At 44.8% G+C, this 23720-nt stretch carries 28 protein-coding genes; 27 read left to right on the top strand and 1 reads right to left on the bottom strand.

Annotated features, from left to right (window positions below):
* Nucleotides 1-2: 2 nt before the first annotated feature.
* The 15 genes from trpA to AC58PQ_RS01665 all read left to right on the top strand — a co-directional run bounded on the left by trpA (nt 3) and on the right by AC58PQ_RS01665 (nt 12707).
* Entirely contained in the window at nt 3-818 is an 816-nt protein-coding gene (trpA, locus tag AC58PQ_RS01735) for a tryptophan synthase subunit alpha (protein ID WP_497240268.1), read from the top strand.
* Nucleotides 819-834: 16 nt separating this feature from the next.
* Nucleotides 835-1935 (top strand): histidinol-phosphate transaminase, encoded by a 1101-nt coding sequence (hisC, locus tag AC58PQ_RS01730; protein ID WP_497240267.1) that lies wholly within the window; start codon nt 835-837, stop codon nt 1933-1935.
* A 27-nt stretch (nt 1936-1962) separates the two neighbouring features.
* A complete protein-coding gene (locus AC58PQ_RS01725) occupies nt 1963-3051 on the top strand; it encodes a prephenate dehydrogenase (protein WP_497240266.1) in 1089 nt (362 codons plus the stop codon).
* Nucleotides 3052-3166: 115 nt separating this feature from the next.
* Nucleotides 3167-4090 (top strand): polysaccharide deacetylase family protein, encoded by a 924-nt coding sequence (locus AC58PQ_RS01720; protein WP_497240265.1) that lies wholly within the window; start codon nt 3167-3169, stop codon nt 4088-4090.
* A 406-nt stretch (nt 4091-4496) separates the two neighbouring features.
* The gene (locus AC58PQ_RS01715) at nt 4497-5078 is read left to right on the top strand and encodes an RNA polymerase sigma factor (protein ID WP_477592049.1); all 582 of its coding nucleotides are present in this window, start codon (nt 4497-4499) and stop codon (nt 5076-5078) included.
* 6 nt (nt 5079-5084) lie between these two features.
* The gene (locus AC58PQ_RS01710) at nt 5085-5714 is read left to right on the top strand and encodes an anti-sigma factor family protein (protein WP_497240264.1); all 630 of its coding nucleotides are present in this window, start codon (nt 5085-5087) and stop codon (nt 5712-5714) included.
* 46 nt (nt 5715-5760) lie between these two features.
* On the top strand, nt 5761-6351 hold the full coding sequence (locus AC58PQ_RS01705) for a histidine phosphatase family protein (protein WP_497240263.1): 591 nt from the start codon (nt 5761-5763) through the stop codon (nt 6349-6351).
* A 123-nt stretch (nt 6352-6474) separates the two neighbouring features.
* Entirely contained in the window at nt 6475-7596 is a 1122-nt protein-coding gene (locus AC58PQ_RS01700; RefSeq protein ID WP_497240262.1) for a hypothetical protein, read from the top strand.
* A gap of 178 nt (nt 7597-7774) precedes the next feature.
* Nucleotides 7775-7963 (top strand): IDEAL domain-containing protein, encoded by a 189-nt coding sequence (locus tag AC58PQ_RS01695; protein WP_497240261.1) that lies wholly within the window; start codon nt 7775-7777, stop codon nt 7961-7963.
* A 202-nt stretch (nt 7964-8165) separates the two neighbouring features.
* Nucleotides 8166-8597, top strand: a complete 432-nt coding sequence (locus tag AC58PQ_RS01690) for a DUF2487 family protein (protein WP_497240260.1) — start codon at nt 8166-8168, stop codon at nt 8595-8597.
* 281 nt (nt 8598-8878) lie between these two features.
* Nucleotides 8879-9424, top strand: a complete 546-nt coding sequence (locus tag AC58PQ_RS01685; RefSeq protein WP_497240259.1) for a QcrA and Rieske domain-containing protein — start codon at nt 8879-8881, stop codon at nt 9422-9424.
* A 17-nt stretch (nt 9425-9441) separates the two neighbouring features.
* Nucleotides 9442-10113, top strand: coding sequence for a menaquinol-cytochrome c reductase cytochrome b subunit (gene qcrB, locus AC58PQ_RS01680; protein ID WP_028554311.1), 672 nt, complete (start codon nt 9442-9444; stop codon nt 10111-10113).
* A 20-nt stretch (nt 10114-10133) separates the two neighbouring features.
* On the top strand, nt 10134-11024 hold the full coding sequence (locus tag AC58PQ_RS01675; RefSeq protein WP_497240258.1) for a c-type cytochrome: 891 nt from the start codon (nt 10134-10136) through the stop codon (nt 11022-11024).
* A gap of 90 nt (nt 11025-11114) precedes the next feature.
* Nucleotides 11115-11774 carry a DUF1405 domain-containing protein gene (locus tag AC58PQ_RS01670; RefSeq protein ID WP_497240257.1) on the top strand — a complete coding sequence of 220 codons (660 nt, stop codon included), beginning with the start codon at nt 11115-11117 and terminating at the stop codon, nt 11772-11774.
* A 54-nt stretch (nt 11775-11828) separates the two neighbouring features.
* Complete coding sequence (locus AC58PQ_RS01665) at nt 11829-12707, top strand: sporulation protein YpjB (RefSeq protein WP_497240256.1); 879 nt, start codon at nt 11829-11831, stop codon at nt 12705-12707.
* Between the two features lie 79 nt (nt 12708-12786).
* Here AC58PQ_RS01665 and AC58PQ_RS01660 read toward each other — a convergent pair whose 3' ends face one another.
* Complete coding sequence (locus AC58PQ_RS01660; protein WP_497240255.1) at nt 12787-13659, bottom strand: YitT family protein; 873 nt, start codon at nt 13657-13659, stop codon at nt 12787-12789.
* A gap of 117 nt (nt 13660-13776) precedes the next feature.
* Between AC58PQ_RS01660 and AC58PQ_RS01655 the strand changes: the two genes are divergently transcribed.
* The 12 genes from AC58PQ_RS01655 (at nt 13777) to AC58PQ_RS01600 (ending at nt 23671) form a co-directional block, all read left to right on the top strand.
* Nucleotides 13777-14115, top strand: coding sequence for a nucleotide pyrophosphohydrolase (locus AC58PQ_RS01655; protein ID WP_477592105.1), 339 nt, complete (start codon nt 13777-13779; stop codon nt 14113-14115).
* A 64-nt stretch (nt 14116-14179) separates the two neighbouring features.
* Complete coding sequence (locus AC58PQ_RS01650) at nt 14180-14683, top strand: tetratricopeptide repeat protein (RefSeq protein ID WP_497240254.1); 504 nt, start codon at nt 14180-14182, stop codon at nt 14681-14683.
* Nucleotides 14684-14720: 37 nt separating this feature from the next.
* Nucleotides 14721-15524: a 4-hydroxy-tetrahydrodipicolinate reductase gene (gene dapB / locus AC58PQ_RS01645; protein WP_497240253.1), complete on the top strand. Its 804-nt coding sequence runs from the start codon at nt 14721-14723 to the stop codon at nt 15522-15524.
* Nucleotides 15525-15549: 25 nt separating this feature from the next.
* Nucleotides 15550-15978 (top strand): methylglyoxal synthase, encoded by a 429-nt coding sequence (locus AC58PQ_RS01640; RefSeq protein ID WP_497240252.1) that lies wholly within the window; start codon nt 15550-15552, stop codon nt 15976-15978.
* Nucleotides 15971-16663: a bacillithiol biosynthesis deacetylase BshB1 gene (gene bshB1, locus AC58PQ_RS01635; protein ID WP_497240251.1), complete on the top strand. Its 693-nt coding sequence runs from the start codon at nt 15971-15973 to the stop codon at nt 16661-16663. The genes AC58PQ_RS01640 and bshB1 overlap by 8 nt, the downstream gene beginning before the upstream one ends.
* Before the next feature lie 18 nt (nt 16664-16681).
* On the top strand, nt 16682-17854 hold the full coding sequence (gene bshA, locus AC58PQ_RS01630; RefSeq protein ID WP_497240250.1) for an N-acetyl-alpha-D-glucosaminyl L-malate synthase BshA: 1173 nt from the start codon (nt 16682-16684) through the stop codon (nt 17852-17854).
* A 27-nt stretch (nt 17855-17881) separates the two neighbouring features.
* Nucleotides 17882-19171 carry a CCA tRNA nucleotidyltransferase gene (locus tag AC58PQ_RS01625; RefSeq protein WP_497240249.1) on the top strand — a complete coding sequence of 430 codons (1290 nt, stop codon included), beginning with the start codon at nt 17882-17884 and terminating at the stop codon, nt 19169-19171.
* 473 nt (nt 19172-19644) lie between these two features.
* A complete protein-coding gene (locus AC58PQ_RS01620) occupies nt 19645-20613 on the top strand; it encodes a biotin--[acetyl-CoA-carboxylase] ligase (protein ID WP_497240248.1) in 969 nt (322 codons plus the stop codon).
* A gap of 236 nt (nt 20614-20849) precedes the next feature.
* On the top strand, nt 20850-21704 hold the full coding sequence (gene panB, locus AC58PQ_RS01615; RefSeq protein ID WP_497240247.1) for a 3-methyl-2-oxobutanoate hydroxymethyltransferase: 855 nt from the start codon (nt 20850-20852) through the stop codon (nt 21702-21704).
* Between the two features lie 24 nt (nt 21705-21728).
* On the top strand, nt 21729-22598 hold the full coding sequence (gene panC / locus AC58PQ_RS01610; protein WP_497240622.1) for a pantoate--beta-alanine ligase: 870 nt from the start codon (nt 21729-21731) through the stop codon (nt 22596-22598).
* A gap of 6 nt (nt 22599-22604) precedes the next feature.
* The gene (gene panD / locus AC58PQ_RS01605; RefSeq protein ID WP_477592011.1) at nt 22605-22988 is read left to right on the top strand and encodes an aspartate 1-decarboxylase; all 384 of its coding nucleotides are present in this window, start codon (nt 22605-22607) and stop codon (nt 22986-22988) included.
* 89 nt (nt 22989-23077) lie between these two features.
* Nucleotides 23078-23671, top strand: a complete 594-nt coding sequence (locus tag AC58PQ_RS01600) for a tetratricopeptide repeat protein (RefSeq protein WP_497240246.1) — start codon at nt 23078-23080, stop codon at nt 23669-23671.
* Nucleotides 23672-23720 lie beyond the last annotated feature (49 nt).

Raw genomic sequence — 23720 nt, 5'->3', positions numbered from 1 at the left:
CGATGAACCGTATTGATAGTCGTTTTGCAGAACTCAAAGCGCGCGGCGAAACCGCCATGATTCCCTTTCTAACAATCGGTGACCCATCAATTGAGGCTTCTTTAGAGCTTATCTTGGAAATGGAACGCGCAGGCGCCGATTTAATCGAGCTAGGTGTGCCATACTCCGATCCGCTCGCTGACGGTCCCGTTATTCAGCGTTCATCGGAACGCGCTTTGAAACGTAAGATCTCCATCTTTGATGTTATCGATGTCGCGAAACAAGCAAGAAATCGTGGATCACAGCTGCCATTCATTCTTTTTACCTATTATAATCCGGTGCTGCAGATTGGTCTTGAGCGCATTTTCAAGGTCATGCAGGAGAATGAAATCAGTGGAATTATCATTCCAGATCTTCCATTAGAAGAAGACAGTGAGACTAGAGCAATTGCTGAGCAATATGGCGTTCATTTGATTCCGCTGGTTGCTCCGACGTCGAATGAACGTGTTCAACGTATTGCTGCAAGTGCGCGCGGTTTCGTTTATTGTGTATCTTCCCTTGGTGTAACAGGTGAGCGTGCTGAATTTTTTGGCGGGATTGAGGATTTCCTTACGACTGTTCGAGAAGCAGCATCTGTCCCCATTGTAGTAGGATTCGGTATTTCGTCACGTGAGCAGGTTGAACGCTTTGAGAAGCTGTGTGATGGTGTTGTCGTCGGGAGTGCGATTGTACGCACGATTGAGAACGCATTGCCACATTTCGAAGCTGATGCTGCACATCCGGAAGGCCTTGCACAAGTAGGTAACTTTGTTGGTCAATTGAAACGTTCGAACAACTAATTGATGAGGTGACTTCATGAAACCGAAACAAACGATTATACATTTACCCGTCTACCAACCAGGAAAGCCAATTGAGGAAGTGAAGCGTGAACTTGGGCTTACGGAAGTTATTAAGCTTGCTTCCAATGAGAACCCATTCGGGTCTTCTCCGCATGCTAAGGCAGCAATTGAGGCGGAAATAGCGAATATTAGTCTTTATCCAGATGGAGGCGCTGTGCAGTTAACAGATGCGGTAGCAGCTTCCCTTGGTGTAGAGACGAATCAGCTCATCTTCGGCGCAGGCTCTGATGAAGTCATTCTCATGCTAGCACGCGCTTTCTTAGTACCAGGTGATGAGTCTGTTATGGCTTCTCATACGTTCCCGCAATATAAGCACAATTGTGAGATCGAAGGTGCCATTTCAATCGAGGTTCCATTGAAGGATGGCACACATGATTTGGATGCAATGGCTACTGCCATTACAGATCGCACGAAAATTGTTTGGATTTGTAATCCGAACAACCCAACAGGAACGATGAACACGGATGCTGAAATTAAAGCATTTCTGGCCAAAGTTCCTGCACACACGATCGTTGTTCTTGATGAAGCTTATTGCGAGTACAACACAACAGGTGAGTTCCCGGACAGCATTGAGCTTATCGGCCAATACAAAAATGTGATCTCCCTGCGTACCTTCTCCAAAATCTATGGACTGGCTTCACTTCGCATTGGTTATGGCATTGGGCATCCCGATGTTATTCGTTCCATTAACCAAGTGCGTGAGCCCTTCAATACAACACGCTTCGCACAAGCTGCTGCACTTGCGGCGATCAAGGATCAGGATTTCATTGCGAGCTGCCGTGAAGCAAATACAGCGGGTTTACACTACTTAGAAGAACAATTCAAACAACTTGGGCTACAATCGTTTCCTGCACACGGGAACTTTATTATGGTGGACGTAGCTCGTCCGGCAGCAGACGTATTCAACGGCTTATTGCGCCGAGGGTTAATCGTTCGCGGTGGACATATGCTTGGATTCCCTACATCGCTGCGTGTCACAATTGGTTCAAGCGAACAAAATGCAAAATTTATTGCGGCTCTAACGGAAGTTCTTGCAGAGGTTCCTGTTGAAGCCTAATTCAGAGGATAAAGGTTGATTCCTGTCATGACGAAAATAGCAATATTCGGAGTAGGGCTGATTGGTGGATCACTAGCCTTATGTTTCAAAGGAAAACCAGAGTATACCGTTGTCGGTCATTCGCCCAATCCGAATTCGGTTCAGAAGCTACTGAAACGGAATGTTGTTGATTTTGCAACAACAGATATGGCCGAAGCTGTGGATGGGGCTGACTATATTTTTCTATGCGTACCCGTGGGTAATCTGGAAGAATATGTTCAGAAGCTGATGAAGCTGCCCTTGAAACAAGGCTGCATCATCACAGATGTGGGGAGCACGAAGGCATCGATCACAGAAAGCGCAGCAGCACACTTGAAAGAAGGTTACTTTTTTATCGGTGGCCATCCGATGGCGGGCTCTGAGCGGCATGGGGTAGAAGCAGCTTCCTCGCACTTGTACGAGAATGCTTTCTATGTGTTGACGCCTGCTGAAGGCACGCCACAGGCTGAAGTGGATCGTCTTTCAAGTCTGCTTAGTCATACTAAAGCTCAAATCGTTCAAGTCGACGCTCGCGAGCATGATGATATCGTTGGGGCTATCAGTCATTTGCCGCATATTATCGCAGTAGCGCTCGTTAACCAAGTAAGAGTCTATAACGAGAGTAATCCCTTGTATCAAAATCTAGCCGCTGGAGGCTTCCGAGATATTACCCGGATTGCATCAAGCGAGCCGACGATTTGGCGTGATATCCTTGTCAATAATCGTCATGTTTTGCTTAAGCTGCTGAAGGATTGGCATGAGGAGATTTCTCGATTCGTGCAGCTGATAGAGCAAAGCGACGGGGACGGAATTGCGGAGCAGTTCCGTATTGCAGGTGAATTCCGCAACAAATTACCGGAACGTCGAAAAGGTGTTCTCACTTCTCTTTTTGATATTTATGTGGATATTCCCGATCATCCAGGTATCATTGGCTCAATCACTTCGTTGCTAGGAAATGCACGAATCAATTTGAGCAATATTCAAATTATCGAAAGTCGTGAAGATGTTCCTGGCGTTCTCAGATTATCTTTCCGTAACCAAGAGGAAGCAGATCGGGCTTCCGAGTTGCTAGGGAAAGAATATACGGTGCATGTTTAATTCCGAATAATAATCAAATTTGTGGACTTACTGTTCGTTGGTATCTTTCAACGAGGAGGAGGTCCTTTTCTTTTATTTTTGTAAACGATTCACAGGTCTAAAGGCTCATGCTATAATGGGTCGTATTGTTTATTTCTATACTATTTATTGTTATGGGGCGGTTGATCTGAAATACCGAATGCTGATAGTAAGCTTGTTAGCGGTCATGATTGTCATTCTTAATTTTTCACCTATTTTGGCAAGTGCGAAAGATGTGTATTATTCAAGCGAGGTAGCCGTTCTTGTCTATCACCACATTGACGAGCATGAACAGAGCTCAGTCACAATCACGCCGAGGCTGTTTGAGCGGCAACTAGTATCGTTACAGCGCAAAGGCTTTCAATTCATTACCTTGGATCAATTTAAGGACTTCAAGAGCAATGGAAAAGCAATACCAGATAATGCGGTGCTCGTCACATTTGACGATGGCTACGAAAGCTTTTATACGTACGCTTATCCCATTCTACAAAAACTACATATCCCAGCAGTGAATTTTGTCATCACGAAGGATCTGGATGATCCCACAAGGCCTAAGTTGGTGTCTCTATCCAAAGATGAGATTAGACAGATGCGTAGAGATGACCCCAATATTGAATTTCAAGGGCACTCAGATGAGCTTCATGCGATGAAAGATGGGAAACCAATGCTATCCAACAAGCTTATCCTCAATGGAGCGCTAGAAACCGAAGCCGAGTTTAAGAAGAGGGTTGTACAAGACACCCACAATTGTATGGCAAAGCTGAAGGAGTTAAATGCTTCAAAGGATGTTGATTCCTACGCCTATCCGTACGGTAGTTACGATGATTTGACGATGTCCTACTTGCAAGAAGCAGGCATACAATATGCTTTTACAACGAAAGCAGGAATGGCTTCTGAATGGACGGATCCGATGCAAATTCCGCGAATCAACGGAGGAAGTCCCTTTGTTCGACCGCATTCCATTAGCAATTTGATTAAGCAAGCGAAGAGAGAGCAATCGCAATTTATAAGCTCCAAATGATTTCAAGTAAACGGTTTCAAAAAAGTGTTGACAGAATGAAACCGTATACATATAATAAAAGTACAGTATGGTTTCTCTCCACTCCTATCCGATAATCGCACCATAAGTGCAACCGCCGATTCGGCGGTTTTTTTTTGTCTTCTAATTGTTACAAACATACATATAAACCGAAAACGGCAGAACGACGATAGTCATCCAGCACTAGAGATAGGAACTTTATCCAAAAATTTGTCGAATCTAGCAGGAATCTCGTGCCCAATCAAGAATAAGTAATAGGTTAATTATTTGCCAATTTCGGCATTCACATTATTTTTACAAATACAACGCAACTTTTCACTCCAACACAAGTAAAACATGTATGAACAGTTGGAGTGGTACCCGGTAACGCTAGGAGGGTCGTCACGTAATGACCGATTCCCAATTGATCAGAGAAATCAAGGATGGAAATGTTCAGCTTTATGACGAGCTTATGCGTCGTTACGAGCGTAAAATCCTTGCATTTATTTATCACATGCTGAAGAGCACGCAGATGGAAGCAATCGCGGAAGATTTATGTAATGAAACCTTTTATAAAGCGTATCGCAGTCTGCATTCTTTCCGAGAGATCGAGGCATCTTTTTCCACGTGGTTATATACGATTGCCCGTAATACCGTATTGAGTGAGCTGCGCAAAAATAAAAGTGTCCAGGTGTCGTTGGAGCAAAGTGGTCTTACACCACATGCTTCCTTTGATGCGATGCCAGAGCAGGCCATGTTGAGGAACGAAAAGGTGTCCATGGTTCGCGATGCCATCAATAGCTTGCCTGAAAAGCAGAGGTCAGCTTTGATCCTACGTGAATATGATCAAATGGATTATCAGGAAATTGCCAACATATTAGGTCAAACCGTGAGCTCAGTGAAATCACTCTTATTTAGAGCGAGAGCATCTGTCAAGCTGCACCTAGATCCTTATTTCAGTGAACCGATATTCGAAGAATCGAAGGGATGACAAGCGATGAAGTGTAGTGAGATCCAGGAATTATTTGGAGTCTACTGGGATTTACCGAATGATGACCTGCGTCGTGCCGCCGTGGATAAGCATCTAGAGACATGCGACTCCTGTGGAGAAGAATTTCAAATATGGGAAGAGAGCATGATTCTCATCCGGACGGCTGCAACAGACGAGGAGTTTACGGATTTTGAGCCTGTCGTTTCCTCGAAAGTGATGAGTCGTATTTACGAGGATGAATCATGGCGGATACCAGTTTCGGAGCGGATGTATTCGATTTCCTATAAATTAAGACGTAACTTGACTGCAGTAATTGCTTTCTGCTTAGCTCTATTTGTTTTTAGCTTTTTATTTGCAATCGTATATGATGGTTCGCCTCAGTCAACGATGGCTTCCGCGGAGAGTTCACTCTACGACCTAGAAGCACCTCAAGCGCTAAAATCTAGCGGTACAGAATCGATGAATGGTCATAAACTTGGTGATGCCGTAGCTAGTTTGAATCCAAGCTTCATGGAACCTTTACGCTTTCATGTTGGGCCCATTCATTCATATCCACATTACTTATTAGTCGTATCACTTCTTGGCTTAGTAGCAACTATTATTATCATGAATTGGTTATCACGAACGAAAACTTAATGCTCCTAGTGGAGCATTTTGCATTTCTAGCGCTGGAGGTAAAGGAATGACAACAATAGGGTTTATACGCCACGGAAGCACAGAGTGGAACCGGCTAGGCAAGCTGCAGGGGCAGTTGGAAACGGATTTGACAGATGAAGGCAGAGAGCAAGCTAGATTGCTAGGTCTGCGTTTAGCACAGGAAAGCTGGGATGGGATCATAAGTAGTGATCTTAAACGTGCGAGTGAAACTGCACAAATTATCTCTACTTTGTCTGGCATTCCGCTTCTCAGCTTAGATAAGCGCTTGAGAGAGCGCAAATACGGGTTGGTCGAAGGAACTACAGTCACAGAACGTGAAGAGCGCTGGGGAGCCGATTGGAAGCTCCAGGATCTGGGTCAAGAGTCGGATAGCGAGCTGTGGGCTCGATGGCTAGGGCTTGAGACGGAGATTTTGAAGGCATACCCGAACAAGAAAGTGTTACTCATCTCTCACGGTGGCTTTATAGTTCAAGTGCTTCGTGTTTTGAAGTTGAATCAAGAGGAATTTCTACAAAATACGTCATTGACCCTCTTGTTGCGTCAGGCAGATCAATGGGAACTCCAGTTATATAATTGTTTAACCCATTTGCAAACGACATCGGATACGATGGTGTGAGAGCAAGCATGACTCGTAAAGAGTCATGTTTTTTTGTTTTTCACGGAATATTTTCGGGAAAAAATCCCATAATGGTTACTAGAAACATTGGAGTAGAAAGCTCCGCCAGATGGGAGATGTAGGATGGAAATGAACCTAGCGGATATGCTCAGCTATGCCGATATCCATGAATTAGGCCGAATTGCACATACCTACGAGTGTGAGTGTAATGGTCATTCTAAGAATGAATTGATTCAATCGATCCTGAGCACGGCGATGCGCAAAGACATATTCGAAAAGCACATTCAAAGTCTTAGTTTGGAAAACATTCGATTTCTCAATTCCTTACTTTCCGATCCTCGCAATGCTTTTAGTATGGAGGAACTTATCGCTAGAGTTGGGCTGTCACGATTTCAGAAGGAAGAGTCGTCAGAAGGTTGGAATCCGCGGGATATGATTCTCAAATTCAAGAAATTAGGTTGGCTATTTAACGGGTATTCACAGCAAACGAAATTCCTGTTTCATGTTCCATCAGATTTAAAACGTAGATTTAGTGATGTGCTGGCGAATCAATTCAAGCAAGCTTTGGTGAAAACAGAGGAGCCTACGGTCTATCGTGATGAGCAATTACTTCTAGTTGACGACATATCTCATTTCTTAGCTGCAGTTGCCCAGCAGGAAATGCCATTGACAGCAGAAGGGTTTATGTACAAAAGGCAGCTTCAGCAGCTCCTTAGTATTTTATCCATTCAAGAGGTAATGGTGTCCAAAGGGACCTGGAGATTCGGTTACGGACGCATGTTTAAGGAATATCCAAATCGATTTTCATTTATTTATGACTATTGCTATTACCACCAATTGATCAGTGAACATGACCTGGTGCTTCGTTTAACGGAGGCAGGTAAGTCACGCGTAATGGAGGGAAAGAAAGATTCACTAACGGATGTGTATACGTTTTGGATAAGGCTTTACAAGAATCCGATTCCGAATATCCAAAGTATATCAGTTTGGATGGATCGACTCTGTGATCAATGGGTGACGATGGATTCTATCGTTGATTTGTTAAGTAAATTAGTTAAACCATTTTACTATGATAGCTCAGAATCGATTGTGGAGCAGCGTATTGTACAAATGATGATGCACTTGGGCTTGATCCGAATTGGAGAAGATCACACACATGGTGCTGTCATCCAGGTCACAAAATTAGGCTCCAAAGTCATTCGAGGGATTAGTATTGCTGAAGAAGACAAAGTGGTGATCTTCTGAAAACTAGGTATTAACACATTCCCGTTCAAACGGGCTTTTGAATGAAGCGTTGAATTAGCGTCTGAATATGATGTAAGAGGAGCATAACAACGAGTTGGCGTACACCAAAATGCAGACAGTTATTTTTGCGAAAATGAAGCTCCTGACAAACCGCGGACAACATTTGGAGGTAGGTCTCATGGGAAAAATGAATGTATCTAACGATGCGCTGCTGGCACTTTTCGCGGAAATGATTTGGGATAATGCCTTACGCAAATATAGAGAAGAAAATCTTTATAAAGAAATTGACAGCGCTTTGGCTAAGGGAGATCAGGAATCCTTTTTGGCGCTAACTTCTGAACTAAGGATTTTACAATCACTAGGGTAATCATAGCTGCGCATGAAAAAGCAACGACGTAGACATGTGGATTTCAATCCCATGTCTTTTTGTCTGTGTACATTCGTTGCAAAATGACAAATGAATGCCTTACAACTTGATTGACAGTCAAGAGAGGACGGATTAAAGTACAAGTTGAGCTAATGCTACATAGCCGATGTTGTTTTGGTAAATGATAGGGAGGCGTTAAACCTTGAAGTTTAATGATATTGCTTCACAAGAATGGACGAAATTGAAACCTTACTTAGATACGTGTCTTCTGCCGGTTACGGGATTGACAGGATGTGAAGATCCGATGCAGGTGACCTCAGCATTGGAGCAGCTCCGGGATGTCATGGAAGTCATCGAGGTTCCGTACAAAGGCAGAGTCGTCACCTATCCAGCTCTTCATTACATAGCTAGTGCAGGTACAAGTGAGCAATTGAATGAAATCGCTCATCAATTGAAGAAATCTGGATTTCGTTACATAATCGTGCTTTCCATACATTCGGAAGCTATCGCTTGGAAATCAGATGAAACGGATTTGCTGATTGTTGTCGATAAAGAGCAGTGGGCTCTGCAATCCGAGGCAATTAAATCAGGTATTTCCAAACAAGTACAGCAACTATGGTACCCTGTAGATTAACTTTGGTGATGTCGCGTATTAATGGAAAAAAAATGTGCAAGATAAGGGTAGTAATGGATGAATGTGGTTTGCAAAAAGTTGTGACAATTTCGTTAAAATTTGTTCAAAAGCGAAGATTTCAATGCAATAAAAGGAGTTATGAATTCTTGACGACCTAGTAGACGTAGGCTATTATTAGAAATGTCCTAGTAATGTAGTGTAATGTCGAACGACACGTGATAGAGGTAACTGATGTCCGAGAGGGTTCGGACTTCGGCCAATGTAGGAGGGTAGACCTGAGAATGAGTGATCATAACAATCACAATGAAGAACAGCATGGGAAGAAACCCGGGACCAAACGCGAAATGTCTCGTCGACAATTTCTTTCTTATACCCTTGGTGGCGCTGGTGGATTCATGGGAGCCGGAATTATCATACCGATGATTCGGTTTGCCGTAGATCCAGTCCTTCAGTCAAAAGCAGCATCGGACTGGGTTAAAGTTGTCGAAGAAAGTAAAATTACGAATGTTCCACAAGCATTTACGTTTCAAGTCCATCAGGTGGATGGCTGGTACGAAAGCGATGCTGAGCTGGTAGCATGGATTTCCAAAGATAGTAAAGGTGCTCTCTTTGCGTTAAATCCGACATGTAAGCACCTAGGTTGTACGGTTAACTGGAACGATAACCCTGCTTACAAAGATCAGTATTTCTGTCCATGTCATGGTGCGCATTACACGCAAGACGGCAAAGCTCTTGCTGTTGCACCTAAACCGCTAGACGAATACACAACTAAAGTAGAGAATGGTTTCGTGTATGTTGGACAACTGCATGCTAACAGTAGAGTTTAAGGGGGCGTCACGATCAGATGTTTAAAAACGTATACAACTGGATTGACGAACGTCTTGATATTACGCCTATGTGGAGGGATGTAGCGGATCACGAGGTGCCAGAACACGTTAACCCTGCTCATCATTTTTCTGCATTCGTTTATTGTTTTGGCGGACTGACGTTTTTCATCACAGTAATTCAAATTTTGTCAGGTATGTTCCTAACGATGTATTACACACCTGATATTATCAACGCCTATGCAAGTGTTGATTACTTACAACATAAAGTAGCTTTCGGTGTTATCGTAAGAGGTATGCACCACTGGGGAGCTAGTTTAGTAATCGTAATGATGTTCTTACATACCCTGCGCGTGTTCTTCACAGGATCTTACAAAGCTCCACGTGAAATGAACTGGGTAGTAGGCATGCTCATTTTCTTCGTTATGTTAGGTCTTGGTTTTACGGGATACCTGCTTCCATGGGATAACAAAGCTTACTTTGCAACTCAAGTAGGTATGAAAATTGCAGCATCGGTACCATTCGCTGGTCCTTACATCGAAACATTGCTGCAAGGCGGAAGCATTGTTGGTGCACAAACACTAACACGGTTCTTTGCTATTCATGTGTTCTTCCTGCCTGGCGTACTGCTCGCTTTGCTTGCCGGACACTTCTTCATGATTCGCAAACAAGGTATTTCCGGACCGCTATAATTTAGGGAGGGGCGAATAGCGTGGCGCATGGTCATAAGTCTGATGAAAAAATCGTTTACGTTGGGGATTCCCGCGTAATTAAGAAAACGCAAGAGCAACGACTCATTCCTAGAGATTACTCTGCTTACCCAGGTAAATCAGAAGCCTTCATTCCTAACTTCTTGTTAAAAGAGTGGATGGTTGGTGTCGTTGTCTTGGTTGGTATGCTAGTACTAGTTATGTCCGATCCAGCTCCGTTAGGTTATCCTGCGGATCCGAAGAACACAGCATTTATTCCGATGCCAGACTGGTACTTCTTGTTCATGTATCAATTGCTGAAGTATCCATACACATCGGGTGATTACGTTGTTCTTGGAGCGGTTGTAGTACCAGGTTTACTATTTGGCGGTTTATTGCTGGCTCCATTCTTGGATACAGGTAAAGAGCGTCGCTTCTATAGAAGACCAATTGCATCAAGCCTAATGATTCTATCTTTGATTGCTTGTACATACCTAACGTACACATCTTGGGCACATTACCAAGTTGAGCTTAAAGAGAAAAACATTATTCCAGAGCACATCAAGCGTGAAGAAGAAATGCACGCAAATAAAGGTGGCGCAGCTGGCGAAGGCGCGAAGAAAGAAACGAAAAAAGCGGCTGCAATCGTTGCTGCAGATGATCCAGGTGCTGCGATTTATGCGAAAGCAACTTGCTTATCCTGTCATGGCGCGCAGCTAAAAGGTATGCCTGCTTCTGGTGTACCTGCTTTGTTAGGAACTGGCGATACACACACGAAGGAAGACATTATGGGTATCATCAAAAATGGTAAAGGCAACATGCCTGCCATGTATAAGCCTAATATTGATAAAGGCTTAACAGATGCCGATATTGATAAAATGGCTGATTGGTTATCCAAACAAAAAACTCAATAAAAACGGAACCTGGTCGCGAAAGTGATCAGGTTTTTTTTGAAGATTTGAGACGGTCTACGTTTCAAACTTGATTCTTAAGGAGGAGCCTACATGTCCGTTTCCTATTTGTGGAGCAGGGACTTCTTACTTAGTAAGAAAATGCTATGGTTGCTTTTCATTAGCAATTTGCTAGGGACTGTTTATGGCTATGAATGGTACTGGCTACAGATGGTTGACACGATTGCAGAAAGTCCAGTATGGTATGTGTTCTTTGTACCCGATAGTCCGACAGCAAGTTTGTTTTTCACACTTTCAGTTGGTTACTTGATTTTAGATCAATCCATAGCAAGACCATCGACTAAGCTTTCTAAGGCGATGCGCGGCTTCATTGAAGCGTTCGGACTCATCACTTCATTTAAGTATGGGATATGGGCAGTTACAATGATATGGGCAGGAGCCTGGCAGGGAGCAGCTGTTGGATGGGATGGATGGATGTTAACAGCTTCTCATCTGGCTATGGCTGTGGAAGCGCTGTTATTTGTTCGCTGGTTTTCTTTCCGACTGCCTGCCATTGTACTTGTGGCGGTTTGGACGTTCTGGAACGATTTCATGGACTATGAACGTGGTGTCTTTCCAAGGTTACAGCAAGAGTTACATCCTTATTTGAGTACGATTCAGTTTTTTACTATATGCTTGAGTATCATTGGCATCTGGATTGCTATAACATCTCTGCTAGTGAGAGAGAAACGATTGTTGAAAGATAACGATTGATGGTCTAAAGTGGGACGAACCTCCATATGATGATGGTGAAGGAGGGGATGTCCCATGTTTTTCGTTAGAACGATAAGACAGATAGCGGTAACTTTCTTGGTTGGCGTTGTACTTTGTTTACTTGCGGCTTGCGGAGCAAACCAAAGTACAGTTGGACAAGCAAGTAAACCAATAGACCCAGCACAATTAGAGCGGATCAACTTTTTAAATCAAATAGCTGAAGAAATGTACACGCTGACCATGTCTGGCCAAGTTGCCGAGGCAAGAAATAAGTTGATTCAACTATCAGATCAAATTCCGAAAATTTCTTTTGAAGGAATTACGTCCGTTGAGGGCTTAAATGCTTTGACAGAAACGGTCACTGGGGCAAAGCGGGTTTATAATGCAGTCAATTACTCTCCTACTGAAGGACAAGTTGCTGTCGCCAAAATTCGTCTTGCGACTGATGCACTCTCTCATAAAAACCAGCCGATGTGGCTGCAATATTATAAGGTGCTCCAAAATGATACTCAAATGCTAAGTCAACACGTAAAAGCAAATAAGCAGCAGGAAGCGATTGAGGAATTTGGCAATCTGACACAGCATATCGCCATTATTCATCCTTCACTTATCATTAGCCGAGATCCTTCTTCCGTCGAGAAGTTAGATTCATTAGTCGTTTTTATCCGAACAAATGTGAACGCAAAGCCAATGCCTACAAGACAGCTGGAAGCTGGAATCGTTAATTTGAATCAGGTATTGGATGAAATTTTTATGAAACATAAAGATGCACTGGCTTATGTGCCCTTCACAGATCCGAATCAACCGATTATCTGGTCGCTCAGCATGGGTGTCATTATTGTAGGTGTTTTATCCTATGTTGGTTGGCGTATGTATCAATCGGGTAGACATATCGTACCTGTTAAGCAAATAAAGGAAAGCGAAAATAGATAGCGCGATATAAAAAAGCGAGTTAAGTAAGCTCAGAGAGAGCTGCTTAACCCGCTTTTTTGCATGTACAGATAGAAGGTGCTTAATGTGTTTTGAATCCTTCACCAATGACCTCATGCACATCCCCAACAATGATGAAGGCGCGTGGATCAACCGCATGGATGATCTCCCGCATCCGCCTGGTTTCATGACGGTAAACGACACAATAAACAACTTCCTTGGTGTTACCTGAGTAGGCGCCTCGAGCAGGGAAGAGCGTCACTCCGCGATCTAAGACTTTGGTAATGGACTCGGCTAGAACATTCGGTTGTTCACTAATAATGGTAAAAGCTTTCGCGGCATACGCGCCTTCCGATATGTAATCAATAATCCGTGAAGTAACGAACACGGCAACGAGTGAATATAGCACTTTCTCCTTAGGTAAATAAAACAGTGAAGATCCAATGACCGCGACATCAATAACGAGAATGACTTGTCCGACACTCCAACCTCTCTTTTTATGACCGATACGAGCTAAGATATCAGACCCACCGGTTGTTCCGCCGAAACGGAATACGAGGCCTAGACCAGTTCCAAGTGTAAGGCCCGCGTAGAGTGTTGCCAGGAAATAGTCCTGTGTGGTCTGAAAAGGGATTATCCACCCCATATGTATCATCCATTCCATGACCCAAAGGAAAAAGGAAAGACATACTACGCCGAAGATCGTGTATAACATAGGGCCTTTCCCGAAATTCCGCCATCCCAAGTAAAATAAGGGGATATTAAAAACAAGCGTGGAGATGGATGGCGGTACATTGAGCACATATTTGAGCAAAAGAGAAATCCCCGTTAATCCGCCTTCCATCAGCTCATTCGAAATAACAAAATAGTGCAAACCAAATGCATAAATCGCGGTCCCAATCAGGATTCCCATCACATTCAGGAATTGATCGGCAAACCTTTCTTTGAAAATCATGCTTATTCCTCCATGCCTAAGATACTTGCTTGTCTAACAAAAAATTTGTCAACTTTTCTCGTTTAGTTTAACATAAGGAGGATAACCTTTGTGAAGATGATGGAAAGAAGGATGCCAATGTCAGAGCGTACACTAAAAGACCTGCAACAAGAGGTTGATACTTATATTTCCCAGTTCAAGGAAGGATATTTCAGTCCCCTGTCGATGCTGGCGAGAATGTCGGAAGAAGTCGGTGAATTGGCGCGAGAGGTGAATCATTCTTACGGTGAAAAGCCGAAAAAGAGTACAGAAGCGGACAACTCGATCGAACTGGAGTTAGGTGATATTTTGTTTATCACGATCTGTTTTGCTAATTCACTTGGCATTGATCTGACCGAAGCTCATGACAAAATTATGCACAAGTTCAATACCCGTGACGCAGGGCGTTGGACTAAAATTAACACCGAAACTATCTGACCTTCATAAACTAAACCATCCCCACTAATCGGGAAAACCGCTTATGGCAAAGGAGGATGGGCAGATGAATGGAGAAAATCAAATACAGAAAGCATACGAATCCATACTTGGGCATGATTTTGAAAAGGCCATTGAATGGTTTGAAAAAGCGATAGCTAAAGAGCCAAACAATGCTGCCTATCACCACAAATTATCCATTACTTTCGCAAGAAGTAATAAACTTATCAAAGCGGTGGAACATGCTTCAAGAGCAATTGAATTAGAACCGACAAATGAGGCATATCGCTTTCATTTGCAAGTGTTAAATGCACGTGAGTTGGTTGAACAAGCCAGAAGACAGCTGGGTAGTCAGTCAGCGCATGCGGAACGAGCTATTTTCTTACTGAAAGAAGCGATTGTTCTTGATCCATTAGCGATTGAAGCGTATCTTATTCTAGGAGAAGCCTTCGCCTTGCGAAAAGATTATACAAGAGCTTATCAAACTGTCATGGAAGCAGTCCGTTTAGAGCCGCATCACGAGCTAGCGAAGCAACAAGCAACGATTTATCAGATGAAGATGAAAACATAGATGGGCCCGAAACAAAGATAAAGGAGATCGTCACAATATGGAGCGTAAAATACGAGTAGCAGTCATCGGTGCAAGTGGAAGAATGGGTCGCGAGGTCGTGAAGACCGTACTGCGAGAATCCGATATGGAATTAGTAGCAGGGGTAAGCCGTACCTCCGGCCCAATCGATTTGGGGAAAATGGTTGGAATGGATGAATGTGGTATTCTGATGGGAAATGACATCGAAAAGGTATTAACAGAATCCAAACCGGATGTATTAGTTGATTTTACAGGACCGCAAACGGCGGTTTCACATACAAATCTTGCGATTCGCCTAGGGATTCGCCCCGTGATGGGGACGACAGGTTTCACCCCTCAGGCTATTGCTGACTTGGACATGCTATGCCGAGATAATAATCTAGGCGGATTAATTGCACCGAATTTCTCCATTGGAGCTATTCTTATGATGAGATTTGCGGCCCAAGCTTCGAAATATTTCCCGAACCTGGAAATAATCGAATACCATGGCGACCAGAAGCTGGACGCACCTTCCGGCACAGCTGTGAAAACAGCTGAACTTATCTCAGAAGTGCGTGAAGAAATGAAGCAAGGTAATCCGAAAGAAGAAGAAACAATTGAAGGTTCACGCGGTGGGTATTACAATGGATTCAGAATACATAGTGTGCGTCTGCCAGGCATATTTGCACAACAAGAAGTAATAATGGCAGAGCAAGGCCAAGCGCTGAAAATTCGACATGACTCCTATGATCGTGCTGCCTACATGCCAGGTGTGGCGATAGCGGTACGTAAAGTGATGACATATACCGGAATGATTTATGGATTTGAGCATTTTATAGATTAAAGACCCCTAGGAGAGTGGAAGTCAGATGTTAAACATCGCACTTATTGCCCATGATCGAAAAAAAGATGAGATGGTGAATTTCGTTACTGCCTATGAGCATGTTTTCGAGGGGCACAAACTATATGCAACGGGGACGACAGGCACGCGAATTATGGAAAATACGCAATTAAGTATTCACCGATTTATGTCTGGGCCGCTTGGTGGCGATCAGCAGATTGGTGCGATGGTTGCTCAAAATGAAATGGATTTAATCATCTTCTTGCGCGATCCTTTAATGGCTCAACCGCACGAGCCTGATATTATCGCTTTACTGCGCTTGTGTGACGTACAGGGGATTCCATGTGCCACGAATATAGCATCAGCAGAGCTTCTTGTAAGAGCGCTAGATCGTGGAGATTTTGCGTGGAGAGAACTCGTACATAAATATAAACCAGGTGTAGATTCGAATGACTGATCGATTAGATATTCTCATATTTGGCGCCCATGCAGATGATGCCGAGATTGGGATGGGAGCAACCATTGCCAAGCACACTGAACGTGGACTGCGAGTAGGACTCTGTGAGCTGACTTATGCGGAGATGTCTTCGAATGGGACCGTTGAAACCCGACTTGAAGAGGCCGCTGAGGCAGCGAAAATTCTAGGAGTAGCTGCTCGTACGAATCTTGGATTACCAGATCGTGGCTTATTTGTAACCGCAACTAATATCGAACGGATTACACAAGAAATCAGGAAGTTCCGTCCTAGAATTGTTTTCGCACCGTATTGGCAAGATCGCCATCCCGATCATATTGCGTGTTCAACGTTGGTTCAGGAAGCTGTTTTTAATGCGAAGCTTCGTAAATATTTACCTGACACAGAAGCTGTGAATGTTGAACAACTCTTTTTTTATTTTATAAATGATGTGTATGAAGCTAATGTAATCGTAGATGTAGCAGATACTTACGATAAAAAAATGGCAGCACTGCGTGCGTATCGGTCACAATTTGTTACGGGTATGGACTCCGTTGCGACGCCACTCAATCAAGGTTATGTCGAACGTGTAGAAGCTCGTGATCGACTCATGGGTCAAAAGCGTCAACTGACGTACGCGGAAGGGTTCGTTTCCAAACTACCTTTGGTGATAGAACATTTTGATTGATTGGAAAGAGGTGTGGAAATGAAAGACAAATTAAAGATAGGTATTACCTGTTATCCGACGCTAGGTGGATCAGGTGTTGTTGCGACAGAGTTAGGGAAGCTGCTCGCTGAAAAAGGACATGAAGTTCATTTTATTACGCACAGTATGCCGTTTCGTTTAGGCAAATTTCATAAAAATATTTATTATCATGAGGTGGAAGTCAGTCAATATTATGTCTTCCGTTATCCGCCCTATGATCTTTCGCTAGCTAGTAAATTAGCACAGGTTGCCAAAATGGAGGAGCTTGATTTACTCCATGTGCATTATGCGATTCCTCATGCGGTGTGTGCCTTGCTTGCGAAGCAAATGGTGGGTTCTAACCTGAAGGTTGTCACGACGCTCCACGGAACAGATATTACGGTTTTGGGACAGGATCAATCCATTTCGGATCTTATTCGTTATGCGATTAATGAAAGTGATGCCGTAACAGCAGTATCCAAGGATCTGATTAAAGAAACACGTGAATTGTTAGCCATTGATCGTGATATTGATCTGACCTATAACTTTGTTGATAAACGGGTGTACTACCCGCGAGATATATCGAAGCTAAGAGGCGAATTCGCGAGACCGGATGAGAAAATCCTCATCCATATTTCCAATTTCCGACCTGTGAAACGCGTTCATGATGTTGTGGATATTTTCGCAAAGGTCAGTAAGGAAGTGCCCTCCCGACTCTTATTTGTAGGGGAAGGACCGGATCTTTCGAAAATAATTTCAAAGGTGAAGGAGCTAGGTCTCTCGGATAAAGTAACATTCTGTGGAAAACAGGATGATGTGGCTCAAGTGATTTCGCTTGCGGACGTCATGCTGCTTCCTTCTGAGAAAGAAAGCTTTGGACTTGTCGCGTTAGAAGCGATGGCTTGTGGTGTGCCAACTATTGGCTCGAATGCCGGCGGAATACCTGAATTGATTACCCACGGTGAAACTGGCTATTTAGCTGAAGTGGGAGATACGACGCAAATGGCCGCTTACTCGATCAATCTGCTGAAAAATCAAGTGCTGTACGAACAAGTGGCGCAAAATTGTTTGAATCGTGCGCGATATACATTCTGTAACGATATTACCACACTTCAGTATGAAGAAATTTATTATCGCGTATTAGGGAGAGAGCTCCCAGAATCACATCGCATTTCAGCATCTTCTTGTCAGTAATGATGCTTGTTGGATAGGAGAATTAAGTTGGACGGAAGTAAAATGAACATAAATGATGCTGGCGCATCCGCTGTGGTTACACGGTTGACTGAAGCTGGGTACGAAGCATATTTAGTAGGTGGTTGTGTTCGTGACGCGGTGTTGAAGCGTCCGATAAAAGACATCGATATTGCCACTTCAGCGCTGCCTGAGCAAGTTATTCAGTTGTTCCAACGTACGGTACCAACTGGCCTTCAACACGGCACTGTGACGGTTCTGCTGGCTCAGGGAACCTATGAGGTAACTACCTTTCGAAAGGAGGCAGCGTACGAGGGCTTTCGCCGTCCTGCCTCTGTTGAATATATTTCGGATCTAACCGAGGATTTGAAACGAAGGGATTTCACGATGAACGCGATGGCCATGGATGGGACAGGCGTTCTGCAGGATCCTTTCGACGGCCAGGAGGATCTGGCCGCTGGGGTACTCCGCTGCGTTGGTGTAGCGGAGGAACGGTTTGGCGAAGATGCGCTGCGCATGCTTCGCTGTATTCGTTTCGCCTCGACCTACGGTCTAGAGATCGAGGCTAGCACTTGGCAAGCGCTGCTGGCGAATGCGCCATTGCTGCGCCACATTGCCATGGAGCGCGTGCGCAGCGAGCTGCAACGTATGGTCGAAGGCCCAGCCCCTGCGCGGGCTGTGCGGCTATTGCTGGCGAGCGGCCTGCTGGCCCACCTCAAAAAGCAGCTGCCGCTGCCTTTTGAGGCTTGGCTCGCTTGGGACGACGCGCTAGACGCAGTCAGCGCGCTAGAGGAGCAGCATGACCGCTGGGCCATGCTGCTGATGCTCCTGGAGGTGCCAGCGGACGTAGTCCGCGTGGCGCTCCAGGAGCTGACCTTCTCCCGCGCCGACGGCTCAGCGGTCGCGGAAATGCTTGCCCTGCGCGAGGCTGTCGCCGCGCAGGTGGGGGCAGAAGACCCGGCTCCGCTGGAGCGGGTCTGGAAGCTTGGCGCGGTGCGCCGCGGCGAAGCCGCAGCCCGCGCGTTATTGCGGCTGCTGCGCGAGCTGCCGCAGGTGGATGAGAAGCGCGGCGAGTTAGCGCGCTTCTTGGTAAGCGCCGCGCCGGAGCTGCTGCGGCGCGGGGAGGCTTGGCTGAAGGAGGTCCCCTGCTTCAGCCTGAAGGAACTCGCCATATCCGGCCAGGATGTGGCTGGGGCACTTGATCGGCAGCCGGGCCCATGGATGGGCTTGCTGCTGCAGGAACTGCTCGAGCGTGCCGCGCTCGGGGAAATCCCGAATGAGCGCGAGGCTCTTATTCACGCCGCGCAGGCTGCGAAATAGCAGCGCTGTGCGGTTTTTCTTTTGAGTGGCTTTGAAGACATTGAAGTTAACTTGAGAATTTACCTTCAAGTTCCATCGCATTCTCACAGATCATCGAATAACTAGAAAAACTACAGTCATATTTCTTAATTCTCACTTGAAATGGTAATTAACTGGAAAACCTCCAGTTAATTTATGCTTTTTATGCGAAAAAGGAAGAATTCGTCAGAAATAACTTCATAATATCCAGTTATTATCAATTTTCGCTACGGATTCACCACAAATAACTGTATGAAATCCAGTTATTTGTGAAAGGCTGGCGGATGGAGGTAACTTGTACGTCTTGAAATAATTATTCTTTTAGAAGTATCTAGTACGCCTTGAAGTAGCTAAAGTATAACCCATATGCGTAGGATGATTCTTTATTTTCCAGAAATCAAGCGCGATATGAAGCGCTGCTATAGATCAAACTAAAAGATTGCGAGTGAAATCGTATGAATGAACGAATTTTAGAGCTTTTTGAGCAATCTCCGGAAACCTATGTATCCGGTGCGGAAATCAGTCGGAGGATAGGTGTGAGCCGAACAGCGATTTGGAAGCACATCGAGGAGCTCCGTGCGGAAGGCTATGCATTCGAAGCAGCTCCGCGCAAGGGTTATCGTCTGATTAGTAAGCCAGCGAAGTGGCACGTCAGTGAGCTGATGAACGGGATGAAAACGAAGGTGCTCGGCCAGAAAATACATATCTATGATGAAGTAGACTCCACGCAGACGATCGCGCATAAGCTGGTGGCTTCAGGGGCTGCTGAAGGCACGATTGTGCTTGCGGAGAGGCAGACGGCTGGGAGAGGCCGCATGGGGCGCAGCTGGCATTCTCCGTCGGGTAAGGGGATATGGTTAAGTCTTATTTTAACACCGCGAATTCCTGTCTATTTTATGCCGCAGCTAACGTTACTCAGCGCTGTTGCCCTTTGTCGTGCGATTCAAAAGATATGCCATGTCGAAATCGGCATTAAATGGCCTAATGATCTTCTGATTCATGGGAAGAAGGTTAGTGGTATTTTGCTGGAAAGCAGTGGTGAAGATGAGCGCTTGAAGTATGTAATCGCAGGCATTGGCATCAGTGTGAATTTGTTAGCGGAGGACTATCCGGAAGAGTTGCGCTCGATTGCTACTTCCTTAGCGATTGAGTCTGGTGGTGAGGTTTCCCGTGAGGGTTTAGTACAAGCTTTTCTTCTGGAATTTGAGGAGATGTATACCCTCTACATGGAAAAGGGCTTTGCTCCGATTCGATTGCTGTGGGAGGCACTAAGTGTGACTTTGAAAAGGCCGATACGTACACAAACGCCTTCTGGCTTTATTGAAGGAATCGCTGATTCCTTAGATGATTCAGGTGCTTTGACGGTAATTTCCCCATCTGGCGAGCGGATTAAAATTTACTCTGGTGACATTGAGCTTAGGTAGTGGGATATAAAGGGTATCCGAGAAGAGCAAGCTTTGGTATAATAGAAGCATAAGGCGGTATCCTTAAAGGAACTGCACTTGTAAGTTGATGATCGAATAACCCTTGAACAAGATGTTGGATTCTGCTCTGAGCCTTATAGGACCGAGACAGAGGGATCATTGATTCTTTCTGCATGCGCTCCTTTTAGCTCTTAGCTAAAAGGTTTTTTATTTTATATGAGGAAGCTGGGATTACAGTGGAACAACGTAAGGCGCTAACGACAGCAAAGATGAGAAAAATGAAGCAAGACGGCGTACCGATTACGATGGTGACGGCTTACGATTATCCTTCAGCACGTTTGTCGGAGGAAGCGGGTATCGATGTCATTCTAGTTGGAGATTCACTTGGGAATGTCGTGTTAGGGTATGATTCCACGTTGCCGGTAACGCTGGATGACATGGTGTATCATACACGTGCAGCCGTTCGAGGTGCCGCGAATACGTTTGTGGTCGCTGATATGCCATTCTTAACCTACCACGGCAGTTTAGACGCAACCTTGCAAGGCGTAGGTCGTTTGATGCGTGAGGGCGGAGCTAAGGCGGTTAAATTGGAAGGTGGAGCAGAAATCGCGGCCACGGTCAAAGCGATTACAGATGCAGGCGTACCTGTTGTGGGCCATCTGGGTTTAACCCCACAGTCAGTTCACCAACTTGGTGGTTTCCGTGTCCAAGGGCGCAGCTCAGAGCAAGCGAAGAAGCTGTTGAGTGATGCGAAGGCCATTGAAGAGGCAGGAGCTTTTGCAGTTGTGTTAGAGCTCGTGACCGATGAATTGGCGGCATGGATCACGAAACAGCTTTCGATTCCTACAATCGGTATCGGGTCTGGCGTGCATTGTGATGGGCAAGTACTCGTGTACCATGATCTGCTGCAGTATGGTTCTGACAGTGCTCCCAGAAAGTTTGTTAAAGCCTATGCAAATATCGGGGAAACTATCCGTGCAGGGATTGGTGAATATGTGAAAGAAGTGAAAGCGCGGATGTTCCCGGCGCAAGAAAATACATTTCATATGGACAACGATGTTGTTCAATATCTATACGGCGATAAGGAGTGATTGGCCATGGAAGCGATCCACACAATGGAAGTGGTTCAGACAATTGCTGATTTAAGATCACGTATCAAAGATTATCGTCGCAAAAACGATCAATCCGTCGGCTTTGTTCCAACAATGGGTTTTCTGCATGCAGGGCATGCCAGTCTCCTTAAAAAAGCTCGATCCCAAAGTGGATTAGTCGTGTTGAGTATCTTTGTTAATCCTTTGCAGTTCGGGCCTGGTGAGGATTTTGAACGGTATCCACGCAATACCGAGCAGGACTTAGCGGTTGCAGAGGCCGCAGGTGTTGATCTGGTGTTCATGCCATCGGTTGACGAGATGTACCCATCACCGACACGCACCACGGTAAGTGTTTCGGAAGTCACGACTAGATTATGCGGTGCTTCGCGACCTGGACATTTTGATGGTGTTGCTACGGTAGTAAGCAAATTGTTTCATATTGTACAGCCTGATCAGGCCTTCTTCGGCTTAAAGGATGCCCAACAAGTCGCTGTCATTGAGCAGATGGTACAGGATTTAAATCTCCCTGTGGAGATTATCCCATGTCCTACACTAAGAGAGTCAGATGGACTCGCGATGAGCTCAAGGAATGTGTATCTATCCGATGAAGAGCGTCAACAAGCACTGGTATTGTCGCAGTCCTTACAGAAGGCGAAAGAGTTCATCCTCAGCAAGTCAACATCCTCTTTTACTTCACAAGAGTTAGAAAGCCTTGTTCGAGCACATATTCAAACGGCGCCATTAGCCGTTATCGACTACGTGCAAGTACTGTCATACCCAACTTTAGAGCCATTTGAACATAGCCATTCTATTTCTACTCTGATTATCGCTTTGGCTGTAAAGTTTGGGAATACGCGTTTAATAGATAATCTTATCCTACAAGTCAGGAAGTGACGTCTTATGTTCCGCACCATGATGAAAGCAAAGATTCACCGCGCCACAGTTACAGAGGCGAATTTAAATTATATCGGCAGCATCACGATTGATGAGGATTTGATCGACCTCGTGGATATGCTGCCTAATGAGAAAGTGCAAATCGTGAACAACAACAATGGTGCACGTCTTGAAACGTATATTATTCCAGGGCCGCGCGGCACAGGTGTTGTTTGTTTGAACGGAGCGGCAGCTAGACTTGTCCAAACTGGGGATACCATAATTATCGTTTCTTATGCCATGATGAGTGACGAGGAAGCCAGAAAGCATCAACCAACAGTTGCGATCATGGGGGCCAACAACAAAGTGGCGCAGCTTTTAAAAGAAGAAGAGCATTCGACAGTCCTATAAGAAGAGCACCGTCACATCGTCCATGCATGAAATCGGCTCCGTTTACAAAGAATGAGGGTAAGCTTTCGAAGCAAAGGTGGGGATGCCAAATGTTTAAGCATTTATTTTCCACAATGAATGAGGTTTTGGAAGAAATCCAGAAGGAATATCCGAACAGTGATGTGGAGAAAAAGGCGGAGCTCGACGAACAACTGCAAGTGCTAAAAACGATGAGTGATGAATTTATCGAGGCGTGGCTGCTTTTTGAGGAGAAGCTGGGAAAGTTCTATGGGGCGGCGCCGAGCAGTACCAAAACCTTACATGATGAATTGATGGAACTCGACGTGTCTGGAAAGCAAACCGAAGAATTCATGCGTGGGCAAGGGTATTATAAGCTGTACATGTATGATCAAGCGATCAAAGAATTCGAGGTGCTGATCCAAAGGCAGCCAGATTTCTTGTTAGCTCGGGTTTATCTAGCGATGGGTCATTTGCGAAAAGGGGAGTTTGGCGATGCGTATCAGCACTTCAAATTCCTTCTGCCTCTGACGGAAAATTCAAAGATGAAAGCTATCTCCTATAATGCAATGGGCTGTATTCAAGTGCAGAATCAGAACCTAGAGAAGGCTTTCGAATATTTTCAAAAAGCATATCATACCGACCCCTCTTGTATGGAGCCGTTTATCAATCTTGATGAGTCCTAACCAGAAACGGCAAAACAAGGTATTCCCTTTTCCTAATCAGATTTGGTAT

This window comes from Paenibacillus sp. J22P143 (assembly GCF_059692035.1).
The sequence above is the reverse complement of the archived record's forward strand: the minus strand, read 5'-3'. Positions and strand labels throughout refer to the sequence as shown.